This window comes from Halotalea alkalilenta DSM 17697 (assembly GCF_000621205.1).
Lineage (GTDB): Bacteria > Pseudomonadota > Gammaproteobacteria > Pseudomonadales > Halomonadaceae > Halotalea > Halotalea alkalilenta.
This window is the reverse complement of the sequence record NZ_KK211226.1, coordinates 120,105-145,170: the sequence shown is the minus strand read 5'-3', so window position 1 is coordinate 145,170 and position 25,066 is coordinate 120,105. Positions and strand designations below refer to the sequence as shown.

Genomic DNA, 25,066 nt, shown 5'->3' with positions numbered 1-25,066 from the left:
CTTTCGCTGGCGCCTCACATGCTGCGGTAGTTGGGGCCGTTGCCGCCTTCAGGTGGCACCCAGGTGATGTTCTGCGCCGGGTCCTTGATATCGCAGGTCTTGCAGTGGATGCAGTTCTGGAAATTGATCCGGAACCGCGTCTGCCCTTGCTCTTCCACTACCTCGTAGACCGCCGCCGGGCAGTAGCGGGTCGCGGGCTCGGCGTAGTGCGGCAGATTGTCCCTGATCGGCACCTCGGCATCGGCGAGATGCAAATGGCAGGGCTGGTCCTCCTCGTGGTAGACGTTGGTGAGATATACCGACGAGAGCCGATCGAAGGAGAGCCGGTTGTCCGCCTTGGGATAGTCGATACGTGGCGCCTCGCTCGCTTCGCGCAGGCTGGCATGGTCCGGGCGCGGGTCGGTGAGCTTCGGCAAGCGCTTGCCCAGCCACTGGTCGATCAGGTTCCAGGCGCCGCCGAGCAGCGGGCCCAGGCGGTGCAGTGCGGCACCGAATCCTTGGCTCGCCGCATGCTCGCGTCCGGCCCAGCTGTCGGCCCAGGCGGTGTCGAAGTCCGCCAGTCCACGGCCAAGCTCGAGCGCTTCGTCGCTTGCGGCGAGCAGGGTGTCGGCGGCGACCATGCCCGACTTCATCGCCATGTGCAGCCCCTTGATCCGCGAGACATCGAGGGTGCCCGCGTCGCAGCCGAGCAGCGCCCCGCCAGGGAAGGCCAGCTTGGGCAGCGCTTCCGGCCCGCCCTTGGTCAGCGCCCGTGCGGCGTAGCCGAGGCGCTCGCCGCCCTCGAGCTGGGCGCGGATCAGCGGATGGTGCTTGAGCCGCTGGAACTCCTCGAACGGCGACAGCCAAGGGTTGGTGTAGTCGAGATCGACGATCAGCCCGACCGCTACCCGTTGCGCATCCAGATGATAGAGAAACCAGCCGCCGTGGCTGCCGCGACCCAGCGGCCAGCCGGCACCGTGCTGCACGCGTCCGGGGCGATGCTGGGCCTGGGGGATTTCCCAGATCTCCTTGAGCCCGATCGCATGGTGCTGGGTGGCGCGTCCCTGGGCCAGCGCGAAGCGTTCGATCAGCTGCTTGCCGAGATGGCCGCGGGAGCCTTCGGCGAACAGAGTATGTCGGGCCCGCAGCTCCATGCCCGGCGCATAGCCGGGCTTTTCGCTGCCGTCTGCGGCGATCCCCAGCGCACCGGTGACCACGCCACGTACCTGCTCTTGTTCGATGATCAATGACTGGGCGGCGAAGCCCGGGAACAGATCGACGCCGAGTGCTTCGGCGCGCTCGGCGAGCCAGCGACAAAGGTCTGCGGCCGAGATCAGGCGATGAGCAGGCTCGTGGCCAAGGTTGTGCAGGCTTTTCGGCACCAAGGCGCCAGGCAGGCGCCTGGAGCGTTCGGCATCGCTCAGCCAGTACAGGCCATCTTCGGCGACCATCGGCCCGGTGGGGGCGCCTTCGCTGGCCCAGTCAGGGAAGAGCTCGTCGAGCGCTCGCGGGTCGAATACCGCGCCAGAGACGATGTGAGCGCCCACTTCGGATCCTTTCTCGAGCACACAGACGCTCAGTTCGCGGCCCGCCGCCCGAGCGCCTTGCATCAGGCGGCACGCCGCCGCCAGTCCGCTCGGGCCCGCGCCGACGATCACTACGTCGAATTCCATTACCTCTACATCCATTCCCGTCTCCAGCTCGCTCGAAACGCAGCGACACATCGCCCTGTTTGTACGTGGCCAGGACGGCGTGCGTGAGCTTGCCAAAGGGCTGCGCCGCCGTCGGCGCGGTCGCGGCGCCTGGTTTCCTCACCAAGGCGGGCATGGTAGCACCCGTTGCGCTGTACGCGATCGGCCACCTTTCGGTAAAGAATCGTTGGCTGATGGTGAGCGATCTTGGCCGATGGCGGCGTAAGCGCTGTTCTCAGAGAGATACATACACTATGGAATGTAACTGGAAAAATGTCTTTTTCTTCGAAAATGTCCGCATTTTTTGTGACCTTTGACTCATTTGGCGAATTTAACGCGCAGATACAATGATTACCAAATGCCCGTGGTGGCGCCCGTGGGCACCGCATAGGATTCGCTTCCAGCAGCGCATGATTCGTCCCGTCGGCGTGCGCGTCGTCAGCCCCGACGAGAAGGGTAGGGACGTTCCATTCAGGGAGTTGAGCGATGAACAAATCGATTGCGATCGGTGCCACGATCGGTGTCCTCGGCATTGTCGGCGGCGTCGCAGTGGCCTCCTATGTCGGTGGTAGCAATGAGCCGGCCTATGCGGAAGTGCTCAGCGTCACCCCGGTGTCCCGCACCGTCGAGACCCCACGGCAGGTTTGCGAGCAGGTCAGCGTCAATCACTACAAGCCGCCGGCCGACAGTAACAACATCATCGGCACCGCCGCGGGCGCGGTGATCGGTGGTCTGGTCGGCAACCAGTTCGGCGGTGGCTCCGGCAAGAAGATCCTGACCGCCGCGGGTGCGGTGGGCGGCGGCTATGCCGGTAACCAGATCCAAGGCAACATGAATCGCGGCAGCACCTATACCACTACCGAGAACCGCTGCCACACGGTCACCGAGAGCCACGAGGAGCAGGTCGGTTTCGACGTGGTCTACAGCTATGACGGTCAGAATCGCACCGTGCGTACCGAGCAGGACCCGGGCAAGCGTCTGCCGGTCTACAACGGCCAGGTGGTACTGCCTGGGCAGAACGGCGGCGTTCCCCAGGGCTGAGGTTCACAACCCAGGGATGAACGGACAAGGACGAGCGCTCATGGATGAGCGTGTAAAAGGACGACGGGGCGGCCATCTGGCCGCCCTGCTTTGTTTTGGAGCATAGGGCCTGGGTGCGGCGGCTCGATCGAACTCAGAACATGCCCTTGGTCGCAGCGGCGGCCCCGTCGCCTGCGCTGATGCTCGATGGCATCGCCCCGGGGGCCTCGGTGTTGGCGTCGATCAGCAGGGCGTTGCGTTCCAGGTAGTCCTGGAGGAACTGGCGTACGCGCGGCGGCGCCTCTTCGCCGAATACCTGGGCCGGCGCCCCCCGGGCGATGATGCGTCCATGATCGAGAAACACCAGGGTGTCCGCCATCCGCGCGGCGAAGCCCATCTCATGAGTGACCACGACCATGGTCATGCCTTCGCTCGCGAGTCTTTTCATCACCGCCAGCACTTCGCCGACCAGCTCGGGATCGAGCGCGGAAGTGGGCTCGTCGAACAGCATGATCTTGGGTTCCATCGCCAGGGCGCGGGCTATCGCCACCCGCTGCTGCTGTCCGCCGGAGAGCCGCGCAGGATGGGCGTCGGCCTTGTCGAGCAGGCCGACGCGCTCGAGCGCCTGGCGACCCCGGCGCTCGGCATCCAGGCGCGAAAGCCCCTTCACCCGTTTGAGCGCTTCGCTGACGTTGCCCAGGGCGGTCATGTGCGGCCATAGGTTGAACTGCTGGAACACCATGCCGAGATTGCTCCTGCTCTGGCGCAGGCGGCGATTCGAGGCTCGCCTGCGGCGGCCCTGGTCGTCGATCTCCCAGCCGATCAGTGCGCCCTCGATGTAGATTTCGCCTTGGTCGTAGTGCTCGAGAAAGGCCATGCAGCGCAGCAGGGTGCTCTTGCCCGAGCCCGAGGGGCCGATCAGGCAGACCACTTCGGAGTGGGCGACCTCCAGATCGATTCCCTCGAGCACCTGGTGATCGCCGAAGCGCTTGCCGACCTGGTCGAGCCGAATCGCGGGAAAACGGGCCTGTGGGGTGGTCGGGGACTGGCTCATCGGATTCGCTCCCGGGTCAATTGAGGTAGCCGCCGACGCGCCGCTCCAGCCAGTTGCCCACGCGTGCGGTGAGCTCGACCAGCAGCAGGTAGGCGAGGCATAGCGCGACCAGGGTCTCGGCGAAGGAGAAGGTGCGCGTACCGATTCCGCCGAGCACCGCGGTCAGCTCAGGCACGGTGATGATCGAGAGAATCGCGGTCTCCTTGCACAGCACGGTGAGCAGATTGGTGAGCGCCGGCAGAATGATCACCAGCATCTGCGGCAGTTCGATGCGCACGAGCAGCTGCCAGCGGCCGAGCCCCAGGCACTCGGCTGCCTCGAGCTGGCCGCGAGGCACCGCGTTGAAGCCGCTGCGGAAGATCTCGGCGAAGTAGACGCTGGAATAGAAACCGATGCAGACGATGCCGGCGAAGATCGCGTTCAGGTCGATCCCGATGCTCGGCCCGCCGTAGTAGAGGATGAAGCAGATCACCAGGAACGGCGTGCCGCGTATCAGCTCGCTCAACGCCAGCAGCGGCAGCCGCGCCCATCGGCCCAGCGAGCGGATCAGCAGGGCGAGGGCGAGTCCGACGATCAACCCGAGCGCGCTGCCGAGCAGCCAGGTCTTGACGGTGACCAGGAAGGCGTCGCCGATCTCGCCTGCATGCGTGGTGAGGATGGAAGGATCGAAATTCATTCGGCGGCCCTGTACTGCGAACGTGCCAGGTGGCGCTCGAGCAGCCGGCCGCTGAACGTCAGCGGCAGGTTGATCAGGCAGTAAGCCAGTGCCAGCACCAGGTAGTGCTGGAAGAACAGGTAGTCCGACGCGGCAAGGTTCTGCGCCACCCGGCTGAGATCGGCAAGGCCGACCACCGAGATCAGTGCCGAGGCCTTGATCAGCAGCACCAGTTCATTGACCAGCGACGGCAGCGTCAGGCGCACCGCCTGTGGCAGCTCGATGCGGACCAGCGTCGTCGCCGCCCCGATGCCGAGCAGCCGGGCGGCTTCGATCTGCCCCGGAGGAATGGCGAGGAAGCCGCCGCGCAGGATCTCGGCGATGTAGGCGCCGGAGCACAGCGACAGCGCCAGCACGGCGGCAGTCATCGGCGACAGGTTGGGCAGCCCGGTGGTCGGTAGCAGGTAGTAGATCACCAGCAGCTGGACCAGCAGCGGCACGCCGCGAAAGACAAAGATGTAGCTCGCCCCGAGCGTGCGGGCGAGCGGTCGCGAGGAGAGGCGCAGGGCGGTGACGGGAATCGCGATCAGGAAACCGAACAGGTTGCCCGCAAGCGACGCCTTGAGCGTCACCAGCAGCGCCTGCCCGAGCAGCGGCAGGCTATGGACGAAGGATGTCCAGTCGAACATGGCGATGAACTCTCCCGTTGCGTTTTTCCCACATCGCGCAAACCAAGCGCGGCGGAGCCTCGCGGTCTCACAGCTCGGGGACGAAGTCGCCGGTCGGTACGTCCATCGGTGCGCCGAACCACTTGGTCTGCAGCGCGGCGAGCGAGCCGTCCTCGTGCATCTGGCCAAGGGTTTGGTTGATCGCCTCGACCAGTGAGGCGGATTCAGCGTCGTTGCGCGCCATGTAGGCGAAGTAGGCAGGCTTGCCGAAGGTCGGCTCGACCACCGCGAACATCGGCCGCTGGGTGGCGGTGTAGGCGATGTTGGGCAGCGAGTTGGCGACCGCATCGACGCGACGCGCGGCCAGGTCCGCCATCGACTGGGTGAAGTCGACGTATTCGGTGATCGTCGCAGGTTCCGGCAGGGTCTGGTTGAAGGCGCGGAACTCGTCGGCCTGGGCCGAGCCGCGCTGCACCCCGACGCGCTTGCCGGCGACATCTTCGGGCTTCTCGATGCTGTCGTCGTTCTCCCGCTTGATCAGCCCGACGGTGGCATCGGCGATCGGCAGGGTGAAGGCATAGCGGCTCTGGCGCTCACGGGTGACCATCGCAGGCCCGGCGACGAAGTCGTAGTTGCCCGCCTCGAGGCCCGGCAGCACGCTCGCCCAGGGCAGGTCGATCCAGCTGACTTCGAAGCCCAAGCGTTTGCCGACTTCATCCATCAGCTCGAGATTGAGCCCGGCGTACTGTCCGTCGACCAGGTAGGCGAAGGGCGCGAAGTGGAACTCGGTGGCGATCTTGAGCTCTCCGCTCGCCTTGGCATCGCTGAGCACATCGGCATGGGCCGCTTGGGAACCAATGGCGAAGGCCAGGACGGTGGCGAAGATCTTGAGCATCGAGCTTGGTTTGTAGTTGTTCATGTCGGCTCCGGGAAGAAACGATGCGCATGGCGCTCTCGGCCTGGCGCGGCGAGATGACGAAAAAAGTCTTCAGCCTGTGACGCAGCGAACCTGGGGCGTCACGCGCCCGGCATCGAATCGCCAAGGTGGGGTGGGGCAATGGACGCGATCGAGGCGAGCGGGCATCGGAGGACTCCATTGTTATCGTTATTTGGTCTTTGACCTTGGTTCCACGCTAGAGAGTCAGGCGGCATCTTTAAAATATTTTTAGATGGGCTTCGAGATCAATTTTTTTGATCCTGCGGTCGGCGCATCCAGCCGATCGACGCGAACCGGAGGGTGGTAAAGGGCTTCAGCGCCGATGCTGCAGCAGCGGCACCAAGCGGCTTGCCAGCGGGCGTGGGCAGGAGAGCTTCAGTCGCGGCAGTTCGAGCCAGTCGGCGAGGCGCTCGAGTTCGAGCGCCAGCGCTTCGAGCTCGTGTTCGTCGATTTCCACCTCGGGTTCCTGATGGACGGCGAGCAGTTCGAGGGTGCCTTCGCGCCGCCGGGTGCGCAGGTCGAGCCGGGCGACCAGGCGCTCACCAAAGAGGAAGGGCAGTACGTAGTAGCCATAGCGGCGCTTGCCCTCGGGCACATAGATTTCGAGCCGGTAATGGAAGCCGAACAGCCGTTCGGTACGCGCTCGATCCCAGATCAGCGGATCGAACGGGGCGAGCAGCGCGCTGGCCTCGATCCTTCGGGGAATCACCGGGTCGCCGGCCAGATAGCCGGGCTCGCGCCAGCCCTCTACCTCGACCGGGCGCAGCCGGCCGTCTTCGACCAGCGCTCGCAGTGCCTCCTGGGTCGCCTTGGGCGAGAGCCGGTAGTAGTCGCGTAGATCGCGCTGGGTGGCGACGCCGAGCGCCCTGGCCGCGCGTTCGACCAGCTCGCGCTGCGCTGCGGCGGCGTCCGGTTCCGGGCGCGCCAGCACCGCTTTGGGCAGCACCCGTTCAGGCAGGTCGTAGAGCCGTTCGAAACCGCGCCGGGCGGAGACGGTCACCAGGCCGGCGGCGAACAGCCACTCCAGCGCGTGTTTCTCATCGCTCCAGTCCCACCAGGGGCCGGCCGGGCCCTGGCGGGTATTGAGCGCGGACGCCGGGCGCGCGCCGTGGCGCTCGATCTCGCCCAGCACCCGCTCGATGACGTCGCGGTGCTCGACGCCGAAGCGCGCAAGCCCCTTGTAGATGCCTACCCCTGCACGTGCTTCCTGCATCCGCCAGCGCATCGCCGGGTAGAGCTCGAGCGGCAACAGTGAGGCTTCATGCCCCCAGTATTCGAACAGCTGGCGGTGGCGCCCGCCGCTCCACGCCGCCTCGTCGAGCAGCTGGCGCGGGTAGTCGCCGAGCCGCGAGAACAGCGGCAGGTAATGGGCGCGCACCACCGCATTGACCGAATCGATCTGGAGCACCTGGATACGCTCGAGCATCCGGCGCAGGTGTCCGCGGTCGCAGCGTTGCGGTCGCGGCGTGGCGAAACCCTGGGCGCTGAGCGCAAGGCGCCGTGCCTGGCTCGCCGACAGCCGCTCGCGCGCCATTGGCTCAATGCTCCGCCAGCAGCCGATCGGCGAAGTCGGCCAGCGAGGCGAAGCACGCGACCCGCTCGGGGTGCTCGAGCTCGCCGAGCTTGCCCAAGGTCTCCTCGCCGTTGCCGGTCAGCACCAGCGCCACCCGAGTGCCCGCCGCCTCGCCGGCCTGCAGGTCGCGCAGCGAGTCGCCGACCATCCAGGCGGTGGTGAGGTCGATGAGGCCGAGCGCGTCCCGAATCGATAGCAGCATCCCCGGCAGCGGTTTGCGACAGGCGCAGCCGTCATTGGGCCCGTGGGGGCAGACCTCGATCCGCGCCAGCTCGCCACCGGCTTCAGCAACCAGCGCAGTGAGATGAGCATGCATCTGTTCAAGCGCATCAGGCGTGATCAGGCCGCGGGCTATCCCTGACTGGTTGGTCGCCACCGCGACGCGATAGCCCGCACGGTACAGCTTGGCGATCGCCTCGATCGCGCCGGGCAGCGGTATCCACTCATCGAGGTTCTTGACGAAGGATTTGGAGTCGCGATTGATCACGCCGTCGCGATCGAGGATCACCAACTTATCAATCGTTTTGTCGGGCATCGGGCCTTCCCTGGGCAGAGGATCCCCAGTTTAGGCACCCCGGCGGACTAAACCAACCGCCCTGGCGAATCGGCATCCACGGCGAAGCCCAGGGTCAGCGCGGCGCCAGCCAGTCGACCAGGGCGAAGCCGAGCAGCGTCATCGCCAGCGACCCCAGCAGGTGCGTGCTGATGATCGCCAGTGCCCAGCCCGGACGGCCGCTGGTGAGCATCGTCACCACCTCGGCGGAGAAGGTCGAGAAGGTGGTCAGCCCCCCGCAAAAGCCGGTTACGATCAGCGCACGCCACACCGGGTCGATGCCCGGCAAGCGCAGGAGGATCGCCAGCGCCAGGCCAACGACCAGACCGCCGGCCAGATTGACCGTCAGCGTCCCCAGCGGCAGGGCGGGAAACAGGCCGTTCAAGCGCAGGCCGAGCCACCAGCGCAGAACGCTGCCGGTGGCGCCACCGAGGGCTACGGCGATGAAGGAAGCGAGCATATGGATTCTCCGAGCGCGAATGTCGAGGCGCTCGCGGCAGCGAGGAGAGCACGGTGGCGCGACCCACGCAGCGCTCCTCGAGGGCTGGCTCGAGCGCAGTGCGTAGGCATCATCGGCCCGGTGAGGGCGGTTCGCTTCGTGATTCGCTGGGTATATGGCCGAAGACAGGAGGCATGCCATCTCCAGCGCCCAGGATAGAGGCTGGCCGTTCCGGTCGCAATGCGCTCAGCGGCCGGAGGGCGGTGCAAGAAAGAGTGGCCGCTGATGTGACGAGGCCCGCCGGGCTTGCACCAGACGGGCCTCGTACGGTCAGCAGGCGCTTACTGCGGCAGCAGCGAGATGTCGGCGACTTCGAGGAACAGCGCTTGCAGGCTGGCGAGCAGGGCGAGGCGATTGCCGCGTGTGCGCGGGTCTTCGGCCATCACCATCACCTGTTCGAAGAAGGCATCCACCGGGCCTTGCAGCGTGGCGAGCGCGTCGAGCGCCGGCTGGTAGGCGCCGTGGGCGAGCAGCGGTGCGGTTTCTTCGCGCAGGCGCTGTACGGCCGCGGCGAGATCGCGCTCCGCGTCGCTTTCGAACAGGGTGGGGTCGACCTCGGCCGGCAGCGGTTCTTCGTGCTTCGCCAGGATGTTGGCGACTCGCTTGTTGGCGGCGGCCAGCGCCTTGGACTCGGCTCTGGCGCCGAATGCCTGGACGGCGCGCAGCCGGCGGGCGAAGTCGAGCGGGCGGGTGACCGGGCGGGCGCGTACCGCGTTGTAGACGTCGGTGTCGATCCCTTCGTCCTGGGCCCAGGCGCGCAGCCGCTCGAGCATGTAGTCGAGCACGTCGAGGGCGAGACCCTGGCGGTCGTCGTCGCTGAGCTCGACGTGCTGCTCGACCGCGAGCTGGAGCAGCGCCTTGAGGTCGAGGTCGAACTCGCCCTTGATCAGGATGTTGAGCACCCCGATCGCCGCGCGGCGCAGGGCGAACGGGTCCTTGGCGCCGGTCGGGCGCTGGCCGATGCCGAATATCCCGGTGAGGGTGTCGAGGCGGTCGGCCAGCGCCAGGGCGACGCCGGTCTTGGTCGAGGGAATCTCGTCCGCGGCGTTGCGTGGCAGGTACTGCTGCTGGATGGCCAGCGCCACTTCTTCCGGTTCGCCGGCGTCGCGGGCGTAGTAGGTGCCCATGATGCCCTGCAGCTCGGGGAACTCGAGCACCATCTCGGTGACCAGGTCGCACTTGGAGAGCTGGGCTGCGCGAATCGCCGCCTGGCGGTCGCCCTCGATCAGCTCGCTGATCGCGCCGGCGAGCGCCTCGAGCCGGCGCGACTTGTCGGCCAGCGAGCCGAGCCGGCGCTGGAACACCACCGACTCGAGCATCGGCCGGCGCGCGTCGAGCGGCTTGGTGCGATCGGTCTGGTAGAAGAAGGCGGCGTCCGACAGGCGCGGGCGGATCACCCGCTCGTTGCCCTCGATCACCTGGCGCGGATCGCGGCTCACGAGGTTGGCGATGGTGATGAACGAGGGCAGCAGCCGGCCTTCGGCGTCGAGCAGGTGGAAGTACTTCTGGTTGGCCTTCATCGACGAGATCAGGCACTCCTGCGGCACCTCGAGGAAGCGGCCATCGAAGCTACCGGTCAGCGCCACCGGCCACTCGACCAGCCCCGCGACCTCGGTGAGCAGGGCTTCGTCGATCACCGCGGTGGCCCCGATCCTGGCCGCTTCGGCCTCGACCTGGGCGCGGATGACCTCGCGCCGGCGCTCGGGATCGGCGATCACGTAGCCGGGGGATTCGAGCCTGGCGAGGTAGTCGTCGGCGTGGGCGAGTTCGATCGGCGCGGGGCAGTGGACGCGGTGGCCGAGGGTGGTGCGGCCGGACGCCAGGCCGAGGACTGCGCCTTCCACCAGCTGGTCGCCGTAGAGCATCGTCAGCCAGTGCACCGGGCGGGAGAACTCGATCCTGGAGGCACCCCAGCGCATGTACTTCGGCACCGGCAGCTGTGCCACCGCGCGCTCGACGATACCCGGCAGCAGCGCCACCGTGGCTTCGCCCGGCTGGACCTGGCGATAGCCGATGCGCGGGCCCTTGTCGGTATCGATGGTGGCGAGCTCGGCGACCTCGATGCCCAGCGAGGCGGCGAAGCCGAGCGCGGCCTTGGTCGGCTCGCCGTCCTTGAAGGCGGCGGCCAGCGCCGGGCCGAGGCGCTCGGTCTCGCGGTCGGGCTGGCGTGCGGCGAGCCGTTCGACGCTCACCGCGAGCCGGCGCGGAGTGGCGTAGGCGCGCACCTCGCCGAAGGCCAGGCCGGCGCCGCCGAGGCTTTCACGGATGCTCGCGGCGAAGGATTCGGCCAGCGCGGGCAGGCTTTTCGGGGGCAGCTCTTCGCAGCCCAGTTCAACCAGGAAAGTGGAGTCCGATGACATGCTCAAGCCTTCTGTTCTTGCGCGGATGCGGTGGAGGCGGCGGCCTCGAGTTCGGCCCGGTGGGCGGCCAGCAGCGGCTCGCGGATATCTGGATCCGCAAGCGGGAAACCGGCCTCCAGGCGGGAGGCGTAGTACGCGTGGGCGACATCGCGGGCCATGGTGCGCACGCGCAGGATGTAGCGCTGGCGCTCGGTGACCGAGACCGCATGGCGGGCGTCGAGCAGGTTGAAGGTGTGCGAGGCCTTGAGCACCTGCTCATAGGCGGGCAGCGGCAGCTTGGCCTCGAGCAGCCGGGAGCAGGCCTTTTCACACTGCTCGAAGGCGGCGAACAGCACCTCTACGTCGGCGTATTCGAAGTTGTAGGCCGACTGCTCGCGCTCGTTTTGCAGGTAGACGTCGCCATAGCTGACTTCGATGCCCTCCGGCGAGCGTGCCCAGACCAGGTCGTAGACGCTGTCGACGTCCTGCAGGTACATCGCCAGGCGCTCGAGCCCGTAGGTCAGTTCGCCGGTGACCGGAAAGCACTCTATCCCCCCGGCCTGCTGGAAATAGGTGAACTGGGTCACCTCCATGCCGTTGAGCCACACCTCCCAGCCGAGGCCCCAGGCGCCGAGGGTCGGAGACTCCCAGTTGTCCTCGACGAAGCGGATGTCGTGGATCTCGGGGTCGAGGCCGAGATAGCGCAGCGAGCCGAGGTAGAGATCCTGAAGATCCGGCGGCGAGGGTTTCATCACCACCTGGAACTGGTAGTAGTGCTGCAGCCGGTTGGGGTTTTCGCCATAGCGGCCGTCGGTCGGTCGCCGCGACGGCTGGACGTAGGCGGCGTTCCAGCGTTCCGGACCGATCGAGCGCAGGAAGGTGGCCGGATGGAAGGTGCCCGCGCCGACCTCCATGTCGAGCGGCTGCATGATCACGCAGCCGCGCTCGGCCCAGTACTGCTGGAGGGCGAGGATCAGGCCCTGAAAGGTTGTCACGTCTGGCGTCGACTGTGTCATTGGCTCCGTCCGGCTGGGATGGCGGCCCATCCCGGCCGAGCGGCGGGTGAGCCTAGAATTCATGAATTAAAAGACCCGCAAGTATACAATCGACCTCTATTTGGTTATAGGGCTGCGCCGCCCATCGGGACGCAGCCGCGACACCAGCGGAGAGAAACATGATCGTAGTGACCGGCGGAGCCGGCTTCATCGGCTCCAACATCGTCAAGGGCCTGAACGATCGCGGCCGCGATGACATCATCGTGGTCGACGACCTGACCGATGGCACCAAATTCGTCAACCTGGTCGACTGTCGGATCAGTGACTATCTCGACGTCGACGAATTCCGCGCGATGCTCAGAGAGGGGCGGCTGCCCGCGATCGATGCGGTGTTCCACCAGGGCGCCTGCTCGTCCACCACCGAGTGGAATGGCAAGTACATGCTGGACAACAACTTCACCTATTCGAAGGAGCTGTTCCACTACTGCCAGGATCATCGGGTGGCGTTCCTCTATGCCTCCTCGGCGGCGACCTACGGCGCCAGCCCGGTGTTCCGCGAGGTGCCCGAGTTCGAGCGCCCGCTCAACGTCTACGGCTATTCCAAGCTGCTGTTCGACCAGTACGTGCGCGCGCGCGAGCATGCGCTCACCGCCCAGGTCGTCGGGTTCCGCTACTTCAATGTCTATGGCCCGCGCGAGCAGCACAAGGGCAGCATGGCGAGCGTCGCCTTCCATCACCACCAGCAGGTCTGCGCTGGGCAGGATCCGAAGCTGTTCGGCGCGTGGGACGGCTTCGAGGCCGGGATGCAGAGCCGGGACTTCATCTACGTCGGCGACGTGGTGGCGGCCAACCTGTGGTTCCTCGACCATCCGGAGAAGTCCGGGGTGTTCAATCTCGGCACCGGTCGCGCCGAGCCGTTCAAGGCCATCGCCGAGACGGTGATCGACTACTACGGCAAGGGCGACATCGAGTACATCGACTTCCCCGAGCAGCTCAAGGGACGCTACCAGAGCTACACCTGCGCCGACATCGCACGGCTGCGTGAGGCCGGCTTCGATCATTCGTTCAAGACCGTCGCCGAGGGCGTGCGCGCCTATCTGGAATGGCTCAACGCGGACCGGGTGGCTGCTGCGAAGTGAGCGCTCACGCGCCTGAAACCGCGCTGGGCGAGAGAATCCTGATCGTCGGCCCTTCCTGGGTGGGCGACATGGTGATGGCCCAGAGCCTGCTGATCACGCTCAAGCGCCAGGATCCGGGGTGCGTGATCGACGTGCTCGGCCCCAACTGGTCGGCGCCGATCATCCACCGGATGCCCGAGGCGCGGCGCGCGCTGACCCTGTCGGTCGGCCACGGCGAGACCGGGTTGAAGGCGCGATGGCGGCTGGGGCGGCGGATCAAGGGCGAGTACGATCGCGCGATCGTGCTGCCGCGCTCGCTCAAGTCCGCGCTGGTGCCGTTCTTCGCCGGTGTGCCGCGCAGGATCGGTTTCACCGGCGAGCAGCGCTATGGACTGCTCAATCGCCGCCGCCGGCTCGACAAAGAGGTGCTCGACCAGACCGTCAAGCGCTTCGTCTCGCTCGGCCTGCCGGTGCCCGAGGCCAATCCGCCGGCGGAGATCCCGCGTCCCAGGCTGCGCATCGACTCCGCCAACCAGGCGGCGCTGCTCGAGCGCTTCGGTCTGCGCGGCAAGCCTTTGGTCGGCATGATGCCAGGCGCCGAGTACGGCCCGGCCAAGCAGTGGCCGCTGGCTTACTTCCGCATCCTCGCCGAGCGGCTGGTCGCGCGTGGCATCGGGGTCGTGGTGCTCGGAGGCCCCAAGGACCATCCTGCGGGGGAGGAGATCGCCTCAGGGCTCGAGGGCGTACACAACCTGTGCGGCGCGACCCGTCTTGAAGACGCCGTCGATCTGCTCGCAGCCTGTGCCCAAGTGGTCAGTAACGACTCCGGACTGATGCATGTCGCAGCCGCAGTGGGCACTCACATCCAGGCGATCTACGGCTCTTCTTCCCCGCACTACACCCCACCGCTCACCGATCATGCCGAGGTCCATTGGCTGGCGCTGGACTGTTCGCCGTGCTTCCAGCGCGTCTGCCCGCTCGGTCACACCAACTGCCTCAAGCAGATCTCCCCGGCGCGTATCGAGGCGGCGATCGAGGCACACTCCGAGGAGCGTCGCGCGTGAGTCTCTCCGCCGTGCTGATGGTCAAGAACGAGGCGCAGAACCTTGCCGCCTGCCTCGACACGCTGGGTTTCGCCGATGAGATCGTCGTACTCGATGGCGGCAGCGAGGATGCGACCCGCGAGATCGCCGCACGCTATACCGACAAGGTCTTCGTCGAGGCGCAGTGGCGCGGTTTCGGCGTGCAGCGCCAGCGTGCCGAGGCCTACGCCAGCGGTGACTGGATCCTGATGATCGACGCCGACGAGCGGGTCACCCCTCAGCTTGCGCAGAGCATTCGCGAGGCGATCGCCGGTGAGCCCGCGATCCTCTCGATGCCGCGGCTCTCCTGGTGCTTCGGTGCCTTCATTCGCCACAGCGGCTGGTATCCGGACCCGGTGGCGCGGCTCTACCCACGCAGTGGCGCGGGCTACAATGACGCCCTGGTGCACGAGAAGCTCGAGAACCGAAGCGGGCTGCCCGAGCGCTCCCTCGAGGGTGATCTGCTGCACTACACTTACCGCGACCTGCGTCACTATCTGGAGAAATCAGCCCACTACGCCGAGGCTTGGGCCGAGGCGCGCGCGGCGCGCGGCAAGCGCGGCAGCCTGGCGGCGGGGATTGGCCACGGGGTCGGCTGCTTTCTGCGCATGTACCTGCTGCGGGCGGGATTTCTCGATGGCCGGGCCGGCCTGCTGCTGGCGCTGCTGTCGGCGCATTCGACCTTCGCCAAGTATGCCGATCTCTGGGTCCGTACCCGTACGGGGTCGCCCGACTGAGTTCGGCTTCGTTCCATCACCGATCGCGAGCGATCTCGTGAGTACCCTTTGAGAGGTTGCGACATGCCGTATCGCTCCTGTGCGTTCGCGCTGCTGGCGCTGGTAGCACTGGCGGGCTGCGACCAGCTACCGGATGAGCGTTCCGAGCAGGCCCAGGAGGATGTCGCGATGATCGACGAGCGCGCGGTGTGGCGCGACAGCGGCGTCTTCGAGCTCTGTCGCAGCGAGGACGAGGCGCTGTCGCTGGATGGTTGCATGGTCGATGTGCTGCACCGCGCCAAGGCACCGGATGAGGTGATCGAGGCGGTCGAGACGCTCTCCGCCGAGGGCGACGCCGGTTTCGTCTCGGGCTTTCGCCGCGAGGGCTTGATCGGCGTCGCCCAGGTCACCTATCCGTTTCGGCCCAACACCAACCAAGGCACCCTGCTGGTCGCGAGCGATGGCGCCACCATCGACGTCGATCGCGCGATCCTCTCCGAGGAGGACCAGTACCGGGCCGACTACTCTGCCTTTCTCGCCGCCCACCCAGGAGTGATGCCCTTTCCCCCGGCGAGCCTCACGCGCAGCGAGCGGCTCAACGGCGGCGGCGAACAGCTTCGCTTCGATACCGCCTTGCGCGGCTGCCACGCCTGCGAGATCGACGGCTGGCTCTCGGTGGCCTATGACTTCGATGCCGCCGGTCGCTTCCTCGGTCACCAGCTGGTCGAGGTCAAGTGGTCGGAGAACGCGACCGCGACACCCTCGGTCGATGTCTCCCGCTGAGGCTTTCGCTGCCGTCGATGCTTGGCGAGCGTTCAGCGCTGGATCGTCACCAGCTCCGATGAGACCAGTTCGCCCTTTTCGAAGCGGCACACCACCTCGCCGCGCACGTGCGGACGCCCCGGCGCCGATACATCGAGGGTGAGGCTGGTGAGGCGCTGGCGAGCATCGCTGGTGGCGCGGATACGCTGGGAGACGTCGAGCTCGAGGTTGCGCACCACCGGCGGCGGATGCGACAAGCAGGTGTCGAGTGCGTCGCTCAACTCGTCGCTCAGCGCCGGGGACACGGGCTCGGCCGCGTTGCTGGCGGTCACCAGCGCACAGCAGGCCGCGCCGAACCATCGGCGAGGATCCATTTCGTGTCTCCTCGGCGCGATCGCGCCGACTGGGTGGGGCGGGTGGGGAAGGGGCTGGGGTATGATCCAGTCTAACACCATCCACCAATAGCAGGCCGATACGCATGCTGCGAGCCAGCGGCACGCATCGACCGCTTCAGGAGCCATCCGATGGGATATCTGCTGCACATCGCCAACAAGAACTACTCTTCCTGGTCGCTGCGTCCCTGGGCGCTGATGCGCGAGCTCGGCATCCCCTTCGACGAGATGCTGACGCCGTTCACCGATGCCGAGGACAATCATGCTCGCTTCGCCGCGTTCTCTCCCAACGCCAAGGTGCCCTGCCTGGTCGATGGCGAGACGACGGTGTGGGAGTCGCTGTCGATCATCGAATACCTCGCCGAGCGTCATCCCGGCGTCTGGCCCGAGTCGCCACAGGCTCGCGCCTGGGCGCGTTCGGCGGCGGCGGAGATGCATGCCGGCTTCACCGCGCTGCGCAGCCGCTGCCCGATGAACTGCGCACTGGTACTGCGCCTGGCTGGGATCGATGCGCCGCTCGGTGCCGATCTCGCGCGCATCGACGCGCTCTGGCGCGACGGGCTCGAGCGATTCTCAGGCCCTTTCCTCGCCGGTTCGCGTTTCACTGCGGTGGACGCTTTCTTCGCTCCAGTGGCGCTGCGCTGGGCCGGTTTCGGGCTGCCGCTTTCGGCGCAGAGCGCGGCCTATGCCGAGCGGCTGCTGGCATCCGCTGCACTGCGGGAATGGCGCGCCGCCGCGCTCGAAGAGCCGGCCGAGGCGGGCCACGAGGCGCAGGCACTGGCTGCGGGCGAGCTGGTCGAGGACCTGCGCGCCCCGGCGCATGCAGCGCGTTGAAGCTGCCAAGGTCTTAACGCCGCCTTGCGGCGGGCATGCTTGAATGGAAGCCATGCCCCCACTGGATCAAGGAGCCCGCCGATGATTCCCTCCACCGCGCTCACTCGCACCCTTGGCCTGGGTCTGCCGATCATTCAAGCGCCGATGGCTGGTGGCGCCACTACCCCTGCGCTGGTCGCCGCGGTCTCCAACGCAGGAGGTCTCGGCTCGCTGGCGGCGGCGATGCTCTCGCCCGAGCAGATCGTCGATGCGGTCGCCGGGATTCGTGAGCTCACCGACCGCCCCTTCGCGATCAACCTCTTCATCCTCGACACACCAGAACCCGATCCGGGCGAGATCGAGGCTGCCTGGGCGAGACTCGCGCCGCTGCACGCCGAGCTGGGTATCGAGCCATCGCTTCCCACCCGCTGGTGCCAGCCGTTCGACGAGCAGCTCCATGCGCTGCTCGAGTGTCGCCCGGCGGTAGCCAGCTTCACCTTCGGCATCCTCGACCCGCTGACCGTCGAGCGGCTGCACGCGGCCGAGAGCCTGGTGATCGGCACCGCGACCCGGGTCGAGGAGGCGATCGCCTGGGAGCGTGCCGGCGCCTACGCGGTATGCGCCCAGGGCGCCCAGGCGGGCGGCCACCGTGGCACCTTCATCGGCCCTATTGACGAAGCGCTGCACGATACCGGCGCGCTGGTCGAAGCCTGCGTCGAGGCGATCGACCTGCCGGTGATCGCTGCCGGCGGAGTGATGGACGGGACTGAAATTGCCGCCCTGCTCGCTCGGGGCGCCCAGGCCGCCCAGCTCGGCACCGCCTTCCTCGCCTGCGATGAGAGCGGCATCCCCGCCGCCTACAAGGAGGCGCTCGAAGCGGCGAGCGGGGAGACTCGGCTGACCCGAAGCTTTTCTGGACGCGCCGCGCGGGGCCTGCCTAACCGTGCGATGAGGCTGCTCGGTGAGTTCGAGCGCGAAGCGCCCGATTACCCGCTGCAGAATGCCCTGACCGCAGCGATGCGCGCCGAGGGCGCGCGGCGCAACGATGCCGAGTATCTGTCGCTGTGGGCCGGTCAGGGTGTGGCGCGGCTGCGGCGGATGGGGGCCGCGCAGCTGCTCGCGCGGTTGGCCGCCGAGCTCGACGCGGCAGCGGTCATCGAGGCGCTCGACGAGACCCCCAGAGCCGAACGTTAGATGCACCTGCGGTGGGCACGTTTCACGTGAAACGCAGGCGCTCGATCAGCGCCGCGATCGGCGCTGCGGCGGCGTCGAGGTCGATCCGGCTCATGTCGGTGGCGGCGGCCGGATCGCCATCGGCAGGCGGGCTGAAGGCGAGCCGCTTCGATGCGTCGTTGCAGGTCTGCCAGCGCAGCGAAGTGGCGGAGCGTTTGGCCGGATAGAAGCCGACGGTGCCGAGATCGAGGCAGCCGGCGATGTGCAGCGGCCCGGTCGAGCCGGCGATCATGCCGTCGCCGGCCGCGAGCGAGCAGGCGAACCCGGCGAGCCCTTCGCGCTTGGGCATCAGCCTGGCATCGACGCCGGAGGCGGCGAGTTCGGCGCGTACCCACTCGGCGTTGGCTTGTTCGTTCGGGCCGAAGGTGACCAGCCAGCCGGCTGGACGCTCCAGCCGGGCGTGGACCCTGGTGATGAGTTCGACGTAGCGTTCGGCGCTGAGGTTGACCGCCGAGCCGCCGCTGCCCGGGTGGAGAAACCACCAGGGGCGGTCGGGGTCCAGCCCGCACTCGGCCGCGATCCGTTGTCGCTCCGCCTGGCGCTGCTCGGGGCTGATTGGCCAGTAGGGCGGCGCGGTCTCGGGCGCTCGCTGGCCCAAGCGGTCTAGCAGCCGCTCGGCGAGTTCGACGTTGTAGCGATACTCGGGTTTCTCCGAGCGCGATCTGCGCTGGCGAATGCGCGCGTTGTAGAATAGCTGCGCCCATTTGGTCGCAGGCGCCATGCGCAGTGCGATCCCGGCGCGAAAGCCCAGCCAGCCGATCCTCGAGGTGGAGAAGAGCGTCAGCAGGGCGTCGAAGCGTCCCTCGCGCAGCTGCGCCAGCAGCTCGCGGTCGCCCTTGGGGCCGGGGTCGACGATCACCTCGTCTACCCAGGGGCAGACCCGCGCCAGGGGCGCTGTGTAGTCGGGCACCAGCACCGCGATGTGATTCGCCTTCGATCCCTCGCGCAGCGTTCTCAAGGCCGGCCAGGCGAGCATGAAGTCGCCGAGCTTGTCGTTGCGTACGACGAGGATACGGGGCTTGGCGGTCATGGCCTCTTCTCTCCTAACGGGGGCTGGTCGCGGATCACCATAGTCGATACAGGAAGCGCGTATGACCCATAAAGTGCTCCAGCTCTGCCTCTCGACCGGCTGGGGCGGGCTCGAGATGTATCCATCGAGGATCATCGCGGAGCTCGAGTCGCAAGGGTGGCAAGTGTATGGCGCGGCGATCGCCGGTTCCAGCGTCGAGCGAAGCATGCGCGCCGCCGGTGTCGAGGTGTTCAGCTGCGCCAGCCGGGCGCGCGCGCTGCTGGGAATCGTCGCGCTCTCGCGCTTCGTTCGCCGGCGCGGCATCTCGGTGGTGCACTGTCACAAATCCAGCGACCTGCGCATCGGCGCGCTGCTCAAGACCCTCGATCCCTCGCTGAGACTGGTGTTCACCGAGCACATGGGGGTGAGCAAGCCGAAGCATGATCTCTATCATCGCTGGGCCTACGGCCGGGTCGACCAGGTGCTGGCGATCAGCGACGCGACGCTTGCGCGCAACCGGCGCGCGCTGCCGGTGCCGAGCGAACGGCTGGCGCGGCTCTACCAGGGACTCGACCTGGCCTGCCATCCTGCTGGGCTGGCAGCCGGGGCGCGCAGCGCGCTGCGCGCCTCGCTCGGTATCGATGAACAGCGCGTCGCGGTCGGTCTGCCGGGACGGCTCACCGATGGCAAGGGGCACTTGGTGTGGCTCGAGGCGCTGGCGAGACTGCCCGCCGAGAGTCGCATCGAGGGGCTGATCATCGGCGGGCGGGAAGCTCGGGAAGGCAGCGATGTACGCTTCGTCGCCGAACTCGACCGCCGCATCGAGGCGCTGGGCCTGGGCGGGCGGGTACGCTTCAGCGGCTTTCGCGCCGACCTGCCGCAGGTGCTCGCCGCGCTCGACATCGTCTGCGTGCCCTCGCGCAACGAGGCCTTCGGGCTCACCGCGATCGAGGCGATGGCGGCTGGACGGGCGGTGATCTGTGCCGATGCGGGGGCCTTGCCCGAGATCGTCACCGCGAATACCGGGCTCTTGGTCGGCGCGGAGGATGTCGACGGCTGGCGCGACGCGATGCTCGCGCTCGAGCGCGATCCCGCTCGCCGGGCGGCGCTGGGCGCCGCCGGAAGGCTGCGGGTCGAGCAGTCGTTCGAACTCGGGCGCCACGTCGAAGCGCTGATCGGCTACTACACCGGGGCCGCGTAGCCGTCGCGGATCGCGGTGATCAGCTCGTGCTCGCGGCCGGGGGCGAACTTGGCCAGCGAGCGCTCGAGCCGCACCAGGTTGTTTTCGCGCCAGCGCCCGGGTGGACGCAGCCGGCAGCGGTCGAGATCGATCATCCAGGGGCGGCCCTCGGGGTCGATCAGCAGATTGCGCGCGTTGAGATCGACATGGTCGAGACCTCGTGCGTGGGCCTGGCGGATCAGCGCGCCGACCGCCTCCAGGGTCGATCGATCGATCCCCTCGAGCCGCGCGGCAAGCGCCTGGGCGCCGGGAATCCTCACACTCAGCAGCGCCGCCTCGTAGCCGAGGCCGAATCGCCACACGCAGGCGCCGACCGGCGGCGGTACCGACAGCCCCTCGGCGTGAAGCCGCGCGGTGAGGCGCAGCTCCAAAAATGCCCGCGAGCGTTCGGCGCCGCGCCACAGGTAGCGTTTCTCGCTCACCCGCGCCACCGCGCCACCGCGCCGGTAGGGGCGCAATACCCACTGCTCGTCGGTCGTGCGGGCGAGCTCCCCCGGTTCGACGAACAGGCTTTCGCCGCGCCCCGGGGCGCGCGCCACCACCGCCTTGCGCTGCGTCCAGAAGCGCGGCTCGAACAGCGCCGGATCGATCCCCTCGCTCGGTGCGTCGCCCGGTTTCCCGGCGACGCCGCAAAGACGATCGGCATCATATAGAATGTGCGCATTCGCGCGTCGTGAGCGGATGATTGGCATGGATGAGCGGCTTGCTAGGTTCCGTGCAAGTGAAGGAGAACGGCGCGCGGCCCCATTGGACCGGGGCGCGTCGTCGATGGCGGCGGCGGGCGCCGGTCAGAGCATCGCCAACCAGACATGGTCATTCGCATGAAACAACCCTTGCCAGCACGCCCTGGCCACATCTGCGTGCTGCGGCTCTCGGCCCTGGGTGACGTCTGCAACCTGGTACCCACCGTGCGTGCGCTGGCGCGCCGCTGGCCGGAAGCAAGGATCACCTGGATCGTCGGCAAGGCCGAATACAGTCTACTCAGCGGGATCGACGGGGTCGAGCTGGTGGTCTACGACAAAGCCACCGGATTCAAGGGGATGCGCGCGCTGTGGCTAAGCCTCGGTGACACTCGCTTCGACCTGCTGCTGCACATGCAGCAGTCGCTGCGCGCGAGCATCCTCTCGCTCGGACTCAAGACCCGCGTGCGAATCGGCTATGACAGCGAGCGCTCCAAGGATTGGCAGACCTGGTTCACCAACCGGCGGATCGCGCCGCATCCGCATGCCCACGTGCTCGAGTCGTTCATGGACTTCGCGGTCGCCCTCGGGCTCGACGCCGAGCAGGAGCTCTCCCGGCTGCGCTGGGACCTGGCGATTCCCGACGCCGCCGAGGCCGAAGCCGAGGGCCTGCTCGCCGGGCGCCGGGCGCTGGTGATCAGCCCCTGCGCCAACCCGAGGCTGCGCAACTTCCGCAACTGGTCGGCCGAGGGCTACGCCGCGGTGATCGAACACGCCTGGCATCGCCATGGCCTGACCTCTTTCCTCACCGGCGGCACCAGCACCGCCGAGCGCGAAATGGTCGCCCGGATCCAGGCGCTCTGCGCCCACCTCGGCGAGGGGGCGCCGGTCGACCTGCTCGGACGCACTTCGCTCAAGGGGCTGCTGGCGCTGATCGCGCGTGCGCGGGTAGTGATCGCGCCGGACTCGGGGCCGGTACACATGGCCAATGCCCTCGGCACGCCAGTGGTCGGGCTCTATGCCACCACCAACCCCGATCGCGCCGCGCCCTACCTGTGGCGCGACTACGTGGTCAATCGCTACCCTGACGCGGTGCGCACCTTCATGCACAAGTCCCCCGACCAGATCAGCTGGGGCGCACGGGTGCGCCATCCCGACGCGATGGCGCTGATCACCAGCGAAGAGGTCTGCGCCCAGCTCGACCGGCTGATCTTCGATACCGCCGCCACTTCCTCCCGCTCTTCGGAGAATCCTCGTGAAGCTTGACCTGAACGCTTTCGATGCCGCCCGCCTGCTGGTCGTCGGCGATGTGATGCTCGACCGCTACTGGCATGGCCCGACCTCGCGGATCTCTCCCGAAGCGCCGGTGCCGGTGGTGCGGGTCGACGAGGTCGAGGACCGTCCCGGCGGGGCCGCCAACGTGGCGCTCAACATCGCCTCGCTGGGCGCGCAGAGCCGCTTGGCCGGGGTCGTCGGGGTCGACGACAACGCCACCCTGCTCGAACGCGCCCTGGTCGCCGCCGGGGTCGAGCCGCTGTTCCACGCCAGTCGCTCGGTGCCGACGATCACCAAGCTGCGCGTGATGAGCCGCAGCCAGCAGCTGATCCGGCTCGACTTCGAAAGCCCGCTCGCCTCGGTCGACACTTCGCCGCTGGAGGAGCAGGTCGCGCGCGCGCTCCCGGAGTGCGACCTGATGATCCTCTCCGACTACGGCAAGGGCACCCTCTCCAGGGTCCAGACGCTGATCCAGCTCGGTCGTGCCCAAGGCAAGCGCGTGCTGGTCGATCCCAAGGGCACCGATTTCTCCCGCTATCGCGGCGCTAGCGTGCTCACTCCCAACCTCAGCGAATTCGAGGCGGTGATGGGGCGTAGTGAGAACGATGCCGAGCTGTTCGCCAAGGGGGAGCGGCTGCGTGTGGAGCTCGAGCTCGAGGCGCTGCTGGTGACCCTCTCCGAACGCGGCATGGTGCTGATCCGCGAGGGCGTGCCGCCCTTGCACCTGCCGACCCATGCCCGCGAGGTGTACGACGTCACCGGCGCGGGCGACACCGTGATCGGGATTCTCGGCCTGGCGCTCGCCGCCGGCCAGAGCCTCGACGATGCGCTATGGCTGGCCAACTTCTCCGCCGGACTGGTGGTGGCCAAGCCCGGCACCGCGACGCTGACCATGGCCGAGCTCTACGGTGCGCTGCACGAGTACGGGCTGAGCGCGGAAGAGAGCGGCGAGGGGGATGAGATGGCACTGATCCGGATGGTGCGGGCGGCCCAGCAGCGCGGCGAGCGGGTGGTGATGACCAACGGCTGCTTCGACATCCTCCACTCCGGCCACGTCGGCTATCTCGAGCAGGCCCGCCGGCTCGGCGATCGGCTGATCGTGGCGGTCAACGACGACGCTTCGGTGGCCCGGCTCAAGGGGCCGAGCCGGCCGGTCAACCCGCTCGACCGGCGGATGCGGGTACTCGGCGCCTTGGCCGCGGTCGATTGGGTGATTCCGTTCAGCGAGGACACGCCGCAGCGGCTGATCGAGGCGGTGCTGCCGGACGTGCTGGTCAAGGGTGGTGATTACTCGGTCGAACAGATCGCCGGGCACGAGGCGGTGCTCGCCAACGGTGGCGAGGTCAAGGTGCTCGGCTTCGAGCGCGGCGTATCGACCAGCGCGCTGATCGACGCGATCCGCGGCCAGGAGTGAGCGGGTGGGAAGACGACTCTACAGCGGCCTGTTCTACGCGCTCTCCCCGCTGGTGTGGAAGCGAGTCTGGCGCGAGCAGCTGCCCGGGCGCTCGCGCGCCGAGCGGCTCGGCCGGATTCCCGACCATCGCGGCCAGCGAGTGCTGTGGGTGCACGCCGCCTCGGTCGGCGAGGTGGTCACGGCGGCGCCCGTGATCCGCGCGCTGATCGATGACAACCCGGAGCACCGGGTGGTCGTCACCACCATGACCGCCACTGGGGCAGAGCGCGTAGCCGCGCTGTTCGGCAGCGAAGTGAGTCATTACTTCATTGCCTTGGACTTCCCCGCTGCCACGCGACGGATGGTGCGTCTGCTCGACCCGGAGCTGCTGGTGATCGTCGAGACCGAGCTGTGGCCGAACCTGATCCACGCCGCCGCCGACCACCATGTGCCGATCGCGCTGATCAATGCGCGGATCACCGAGCGTGGGTTCAAGCGCTACCTGCGCTTCAAGCGGCTGGTCGGCGACATGCTGATCAGGATCAACTGGGCGGCGGTGAAGAGCGGCGAGGACGGCAAGCGTTTTCGCGCCCTCGGCCTGCCGGTGAAGCGGATCACCGTGGCCGGTGCGCTCAAGTTCGACCTCGAAGTCGACGAGGCGGCGCGGGCCTTGGGCGAGGCGCTGCGCGAGCGGATCGGCCCGCGTCCGGTGTGGATCGCCGCGTCGACCCACGAGGGTGAGGAGCGCGCCGCGCTCGAGGCCCATGCGCGGCTGCGCAGCCGCTACCCCGAGGCGCTGCTGATCCTGGTGCCGCGCCATCCGCAGCGCTTCGACGCCGTCGCTGGGCTCTGCATCGACCAGCTGGGCGCACCGGCGGTGGCGCGGCGCAGCCATGACGATGCGATCCTCGCGACGACCCAGGTCTACCTCGGCGACACCATGGGCGAGCTGATGGGCCTCTACGCCTGCGCAGAGGTCGCCTTCGTCGGCGGTACCCTGGTGCCGGTCGGCGGCCACAATCTGCTCGAGCCGGCGGCGCTCGGCGTTGCCGTGTTGAGCGGCCCGCAGCTCGCCAACCTCAGCGAGATCGCCGAGGCGCTCGCTCGTGCGAATGCGCGGATCGAGGTCGACGATGCCGCGAGTCTCGGCGATACGCTGGTCGAACTGTTCGATGACCCCGCGCGGCGGCGCCGTCTTGGCGCCGCCGCACGTGGCGTGGTCGACGCCAACCGTGGGGCCAAGAAGCTGATTCGCGACCATCTGCTGGCGATGATTCCGCTCGAGCCGCGCGATCGACGGCGCTGAATCTGACCTTGAGCTGAGCCAATGGCTTGTGCAGCAAGGATGAGACGCCATAGCATGGAAAGCTTCGTTCGCATTCCAGGTGTT

General features: G+C 67.7%; 25 protein-coding genes and 1 riboswitch. Of the genes, 12 read left to right on the top strand and 13 right to left on the bottom strand.

Features of this window, described 5'->3' with window-relative positions; translation table 11 throughout:
• Positions 1-14 precede the first annotated feature (14 nt).
• Complete coding sequence (locus Q376_RS0109890) at positions 15-1,667, bottom strand: electron transfer flavoprotein-ubiquinone oxidoreductase (RefSeq protein WP_043447247.1); 1,653 nt, start codon at positions 1,665-1,667, stop codon at positions 15-17.
• 68 nt (positions 1,668-1,735) lie between these two features.
• Here Q376_RS0109890 and Q376_RS24800 point away from each other — a divergent pair, with 68 nt between their 5' ends.
• Both Q376_RS24800 and Q376_RS0109885 read left to right on the top strand, forming a co-directional pair.
• Entirely contained in the window at positions 1,736-1,987 is a 252-nt protein-coding gene (locus Q376_RS24800) for a hypothetical protein (protein WP_155834273.1), read from the top strand.
• Positions 1,988-2,156: 169 nt separating this feature from the next.
• Positions 2,157-2,711 (top strand): glycine zipper 2TM domain-containing protein, encoded by a 555-nt coding sequence (locus tag Q376_RS0109885; RefSeq protein WP_027350171.1) that lies wholly within the window; start codon positions 2,157-2,159, stop codon positions 2,709-2,711.
• Positions 2,712-2,844: 133 nt separating this feature from the next.
• Here Q376_RS0109885 and Q376_RS22170 read toward each other — a convergent pair whose 3' ends face one another.
• The 9 genes from Q376_RS22170 to glyQ form a co-directional block, all read right to left on the bottom strand.
• A complete protein-coding gene (locus Q376_RS22170) occupies positions 2,845-3,744 on the bottom strand; it encodes an amino acid ABC transporter ATP-binding protein (protein WP_081803496.1) in 900 nt (299 codons plus the stop codon).
• 16 nt (positions 3,745-3,760) lie between these two features.
• Positions 3,761-4,420: an amino acid ABC transporter permease gene (locus Q376_RS0109875; protein ID WP_027350170.1), complete on the bottom strand. Its 660-nt coding sequence runs from the start codon at positions 4,418-4,420 to the stop codon at positions 3,761-3,763.
• Complete coding sequence (locus Q376_RS22165) at positions 4,417-5,088, bottom strand: amino acid ABC transporter permease (protein WP_043447243.1); 672 nt, start codon at positions 5,086-5,088, stop codon at positions 4,417-4,419. The genes Q376_RS0109875 and Q376_RS22165 overlap by 4 nt, the downstream gene beginning before the upstream one ends.
• A gap of 67 nt (positions 5,089-5,155) precedes the next feature.
• Positions 5,156-5,986, bottom strand: a complete 831-nt coding sequence (locus tag Q376_RS0109865) for a transporter substrate-binding domain-containing protein (RefSeq protein WP_211266641.1) — start codon at positions 5,984-5,986, stop codon at positions 5,156-5,158.
• 331 nt (positions 5,987-6,317) lie between these two features.
• Positions 6,318-7,538, bottom strand: a complete 1,221-nt coding sequence (locus Q376_RS0109860) for a winged helix-turn-helix domain-containing protein (RefSeq protein ID WP_027350168.1) — start codon at positions 7,536-7,538, stop codon at positions 6,318-6,320.
• Between the two features lie 4 nt (positions 7,539-7,542).
• A complete protein-coding gene (gmhB, locus tag Q376_RS0109855) occupies positions 7,543-8,112 on the bottom strand; it encodes a D-glycero-beta-D-manno-heptose 1,7-bisphosphate 7-phosphatase (RefSeq protein WP_027350167.1) in 570 nt (189 codons plus the stop codon).
• A 94-nt stretch (positions 8,113-8,206) separates the two neighbouring features.
• Positions 8,207-8,590, bottom strand: coding sequence for a fluoride efflux transporter CrcB (gene crcB, locus Q376_RS0109850; protein WP_027350166.1), 384 nt, complete (start codon positions 8,588-8,590; stop codon positions 8,207-8,209).
• Positions 8,591-8,686: 96 nt separating this feature from the next.
• A riboswitch (Fluoride riboswitch) is annotated at positions 8,687-8,783 on the bottom strand.
• A 127-nt stretch (positions 8,784-8,910) separates the two neighbouring features.
• On the bottom strand, positions 8,911-10,989 hold the full coding sequence (gene glyS, locus Q376_RS0109845) for a glycine--tRNA ligase subunit beta (RefSeq protein ID WP_027350165.1): 2,079 nt from the start codon (positions 10,987-10,989) through the stop codon (positions 8,911-8,913).
• A 2-nt stretch (positions 10,990-10,991) separates the two neighbouring features.
• On the bottom strand, positions 10,992-11,984 hold the full coding sequence (gene glyQ / locus Q376_RS22160) for a glycine--tRNA ligase subunit alpha (protein WP_081803495.1): 993 nt from the start codon (positions 11,982-11,984) through the stop codon (positions 10,992-10,994).
• Positions 11,985-12,142: 158 nt separating this feature from the next.
• Here glyQ and rfaD point away from each other — a divergent pair, with 158 nt between their 5' ends.
• The 4 genes from rfaD to Q376_RS22155 all read left to right on the top strand — a co-directional run bounded on the left by rfaD (position 12,143) and on the right by Q376_RS22155 (position 15,662).
• A complete protein-coding gene (gene rfaD, locus Q376_RS0109835) occupies positions 12,143-13,102 on the top strand; it encodes an ADP-glyceromanno-heptose 6-epimerase (RefSeq protein ID WP_027350164.1) in 960 nt (319 codons plus the stop codon).
• Positions 13,099-14,145, top strand: a complete 1,047-nt coding sequence (waaF, locus tag Q376_RS0109830) for a lipopolysaccharide heptosyltransferase II (RefSeq protein WP_027350163.1) — start codon at positions 13,099-13,101, stop codon at positions 14,143-14,145. The genes rfaD and waaF overlap by 4 nt, the downstream gene beginning before the upstream one ends.
• Complete coding sequence (locus Q376_RS0109825) at positions 14,142-14,900, top strand: glycosyltransferase family 2 protein (protein WP_027350162.1); 759 nt, start codon at positions 14,142-14,144, stop codon at positions 14,898-14,900. Before waaF ends, Q376_RS0109825 begins: the two co-directional genes overlap by 4 nt.
• Before the next feature lie 63 nt (positions 14,901-14,963).
• Positions 14,964-15,662, top strand: coding sequence for a hypothetical protein (locus tag Q376_RS22155; protein WP_052365115.1), 699 nt, complete (start codon positions 14,964-14,966; stop codon positions 15,660-15,662).
• Positions 15,663-15,694: 32 nt separating this feature from the next.
• On the opposite strand, the gene Q376_RS0109815 is transcribed toward Q376_RS22155, so the two are convergent.
• A complete protein-coding gene (locus Q376_RS0109815) occupies positions 15,695-16,015 on the bottom strand; it encodes a hypothetical protein (protein ID WP_027350161.1) in 321 nt (106 codons plus the stop codon).
• A 150-nt stretch (positions 16,016-16,165) separates the two neighbouring features.
• Between Q376_RS0109815 and Q376_RS0109810 the strand changes: the two genes are divergently transcribed.
• On the top strand, positions 16,166-16,867 hold the full coding sequence (locus Q376_RS0109810; RefSeq protein WP_043447239.1) for a glutathione S-transferase: 702 nt from the start codon (positions 16,166-16,168) through the stop codon (positions 16,865-16,867).
• Positions 16,868-16,948: 81 nt separating this feature from the next.
• Complete coding sequence (locus tag Q376_RS0109805; protein WP_043447236.1) at positions 16,949-18,040, top strand: NAD(P)H-dependent flavin oxidoreductase; 1,092 nt, start codon at positions 16,949-16,951, stop codon at positions 18,038-18,040.
• Between the two features lie 22 nt (positions 18,041-18,062).
• Here the strand turns inward: Q376_RS0109805 and Q376_RS0109800 are convergent, their stop codons facing one another.
• Positions 18,063-19,109, bottom strand: coding sequence for a glycosyltransferase family 9 protein (locus Q376_RS0109800; protein ID WP_027350158.1), 1,047 nt, complete (start codon positions 19,107-19,109; stop codon positions 18,063-18,065).
• Positions 19,110-19,170: 61 nt separating this feature from the next.
• On the opposite strand from Q376_RS0109800, the gene Q376_RS0109795 reads away from it, so the two are divergent.
• Positions 19,171-20,289, top strand: coding sequence for a glycosyltransferase (locus tag Q376_RS0109795; RefSeq protein WP_027350157.1), 1,119 nt, complete (start codon positions 19,171-19,173; stop codon positions 20,287-20,289).
• Here Q376_RS0109795 and Q376_RS0109790 read toward each other — a convergent pair.
• Positions 20,271-21,020, bottom strand: a complete 750-nt coding sequence (locus tag Q376_RS0109790) for a 3-deoxy-D-manno-octulosonic acid kinase (RefSeq protein WP_027350156.1) — start codon at positions 21,018-21,020, stop codon at positions 20,271-20,273. The two genes, Q376_RS0109795 and Q376_RS0109790, sit on opposite strands and share 19 nt — an antisense overlap.
• Positions 21,021-21,149: 129 nt before the next feature.
• Here Q376_RS0109790 and Q376_RS0109785 point away from each other — a divergent pair, with 129 nt between their 5' ends.
• The 3 genes from Q376_RS0109785 to waaA are packed head-to-tail and all read left to right on the top strand — an operon-like array spanning position 21,150 to position 24,982.
• Positions 21,150-22,274, top strand: a complete 1,125-nt coding sequence (locus tag Q376_RS0109785; protein ID WP_027350155.1) for a glycosyltransferase family 9 protein — start codon at positions 21,150-21,152, stop codon at positions 22,272-22,274.
• Positions 22,264-23,697, top strand: coding sequence for a bifunctional D-glycero-beta-D-manno-heptose-7-phosphate kinase/D-glycero-beta-D-manno-heptose 1-phosphate adenylyltransferase HldE (hldE, locus tag Q376_RS0109780; RefSeq protein ID WP_027350154.1), 1,434 nt, complete (start codon positions 22,264-22,266; stop codon positions 23,695-23,697). Before Q376_RS0109785 ends, hldE begins: the two co-directional genes overlap by 11 nt.
• 4 nt (positions 23,698-23,701) lie before the next feature.
• On the top strand, positions 23,702-24,982 hold the full coding sequence (waaA, locus tag Q376_RS0109775; RefSeq protein ID WP_081803493.1) for a lipid IV(A) 3-deoxy-D-manno-octulosonic acid transferase: 1,281 nt from the start codon (positions 23,702-23,704) through the stop codon (positions 24,980-24,982).
• Positions 24,983-25,066 lie beyond the last annotated feature (84 nt).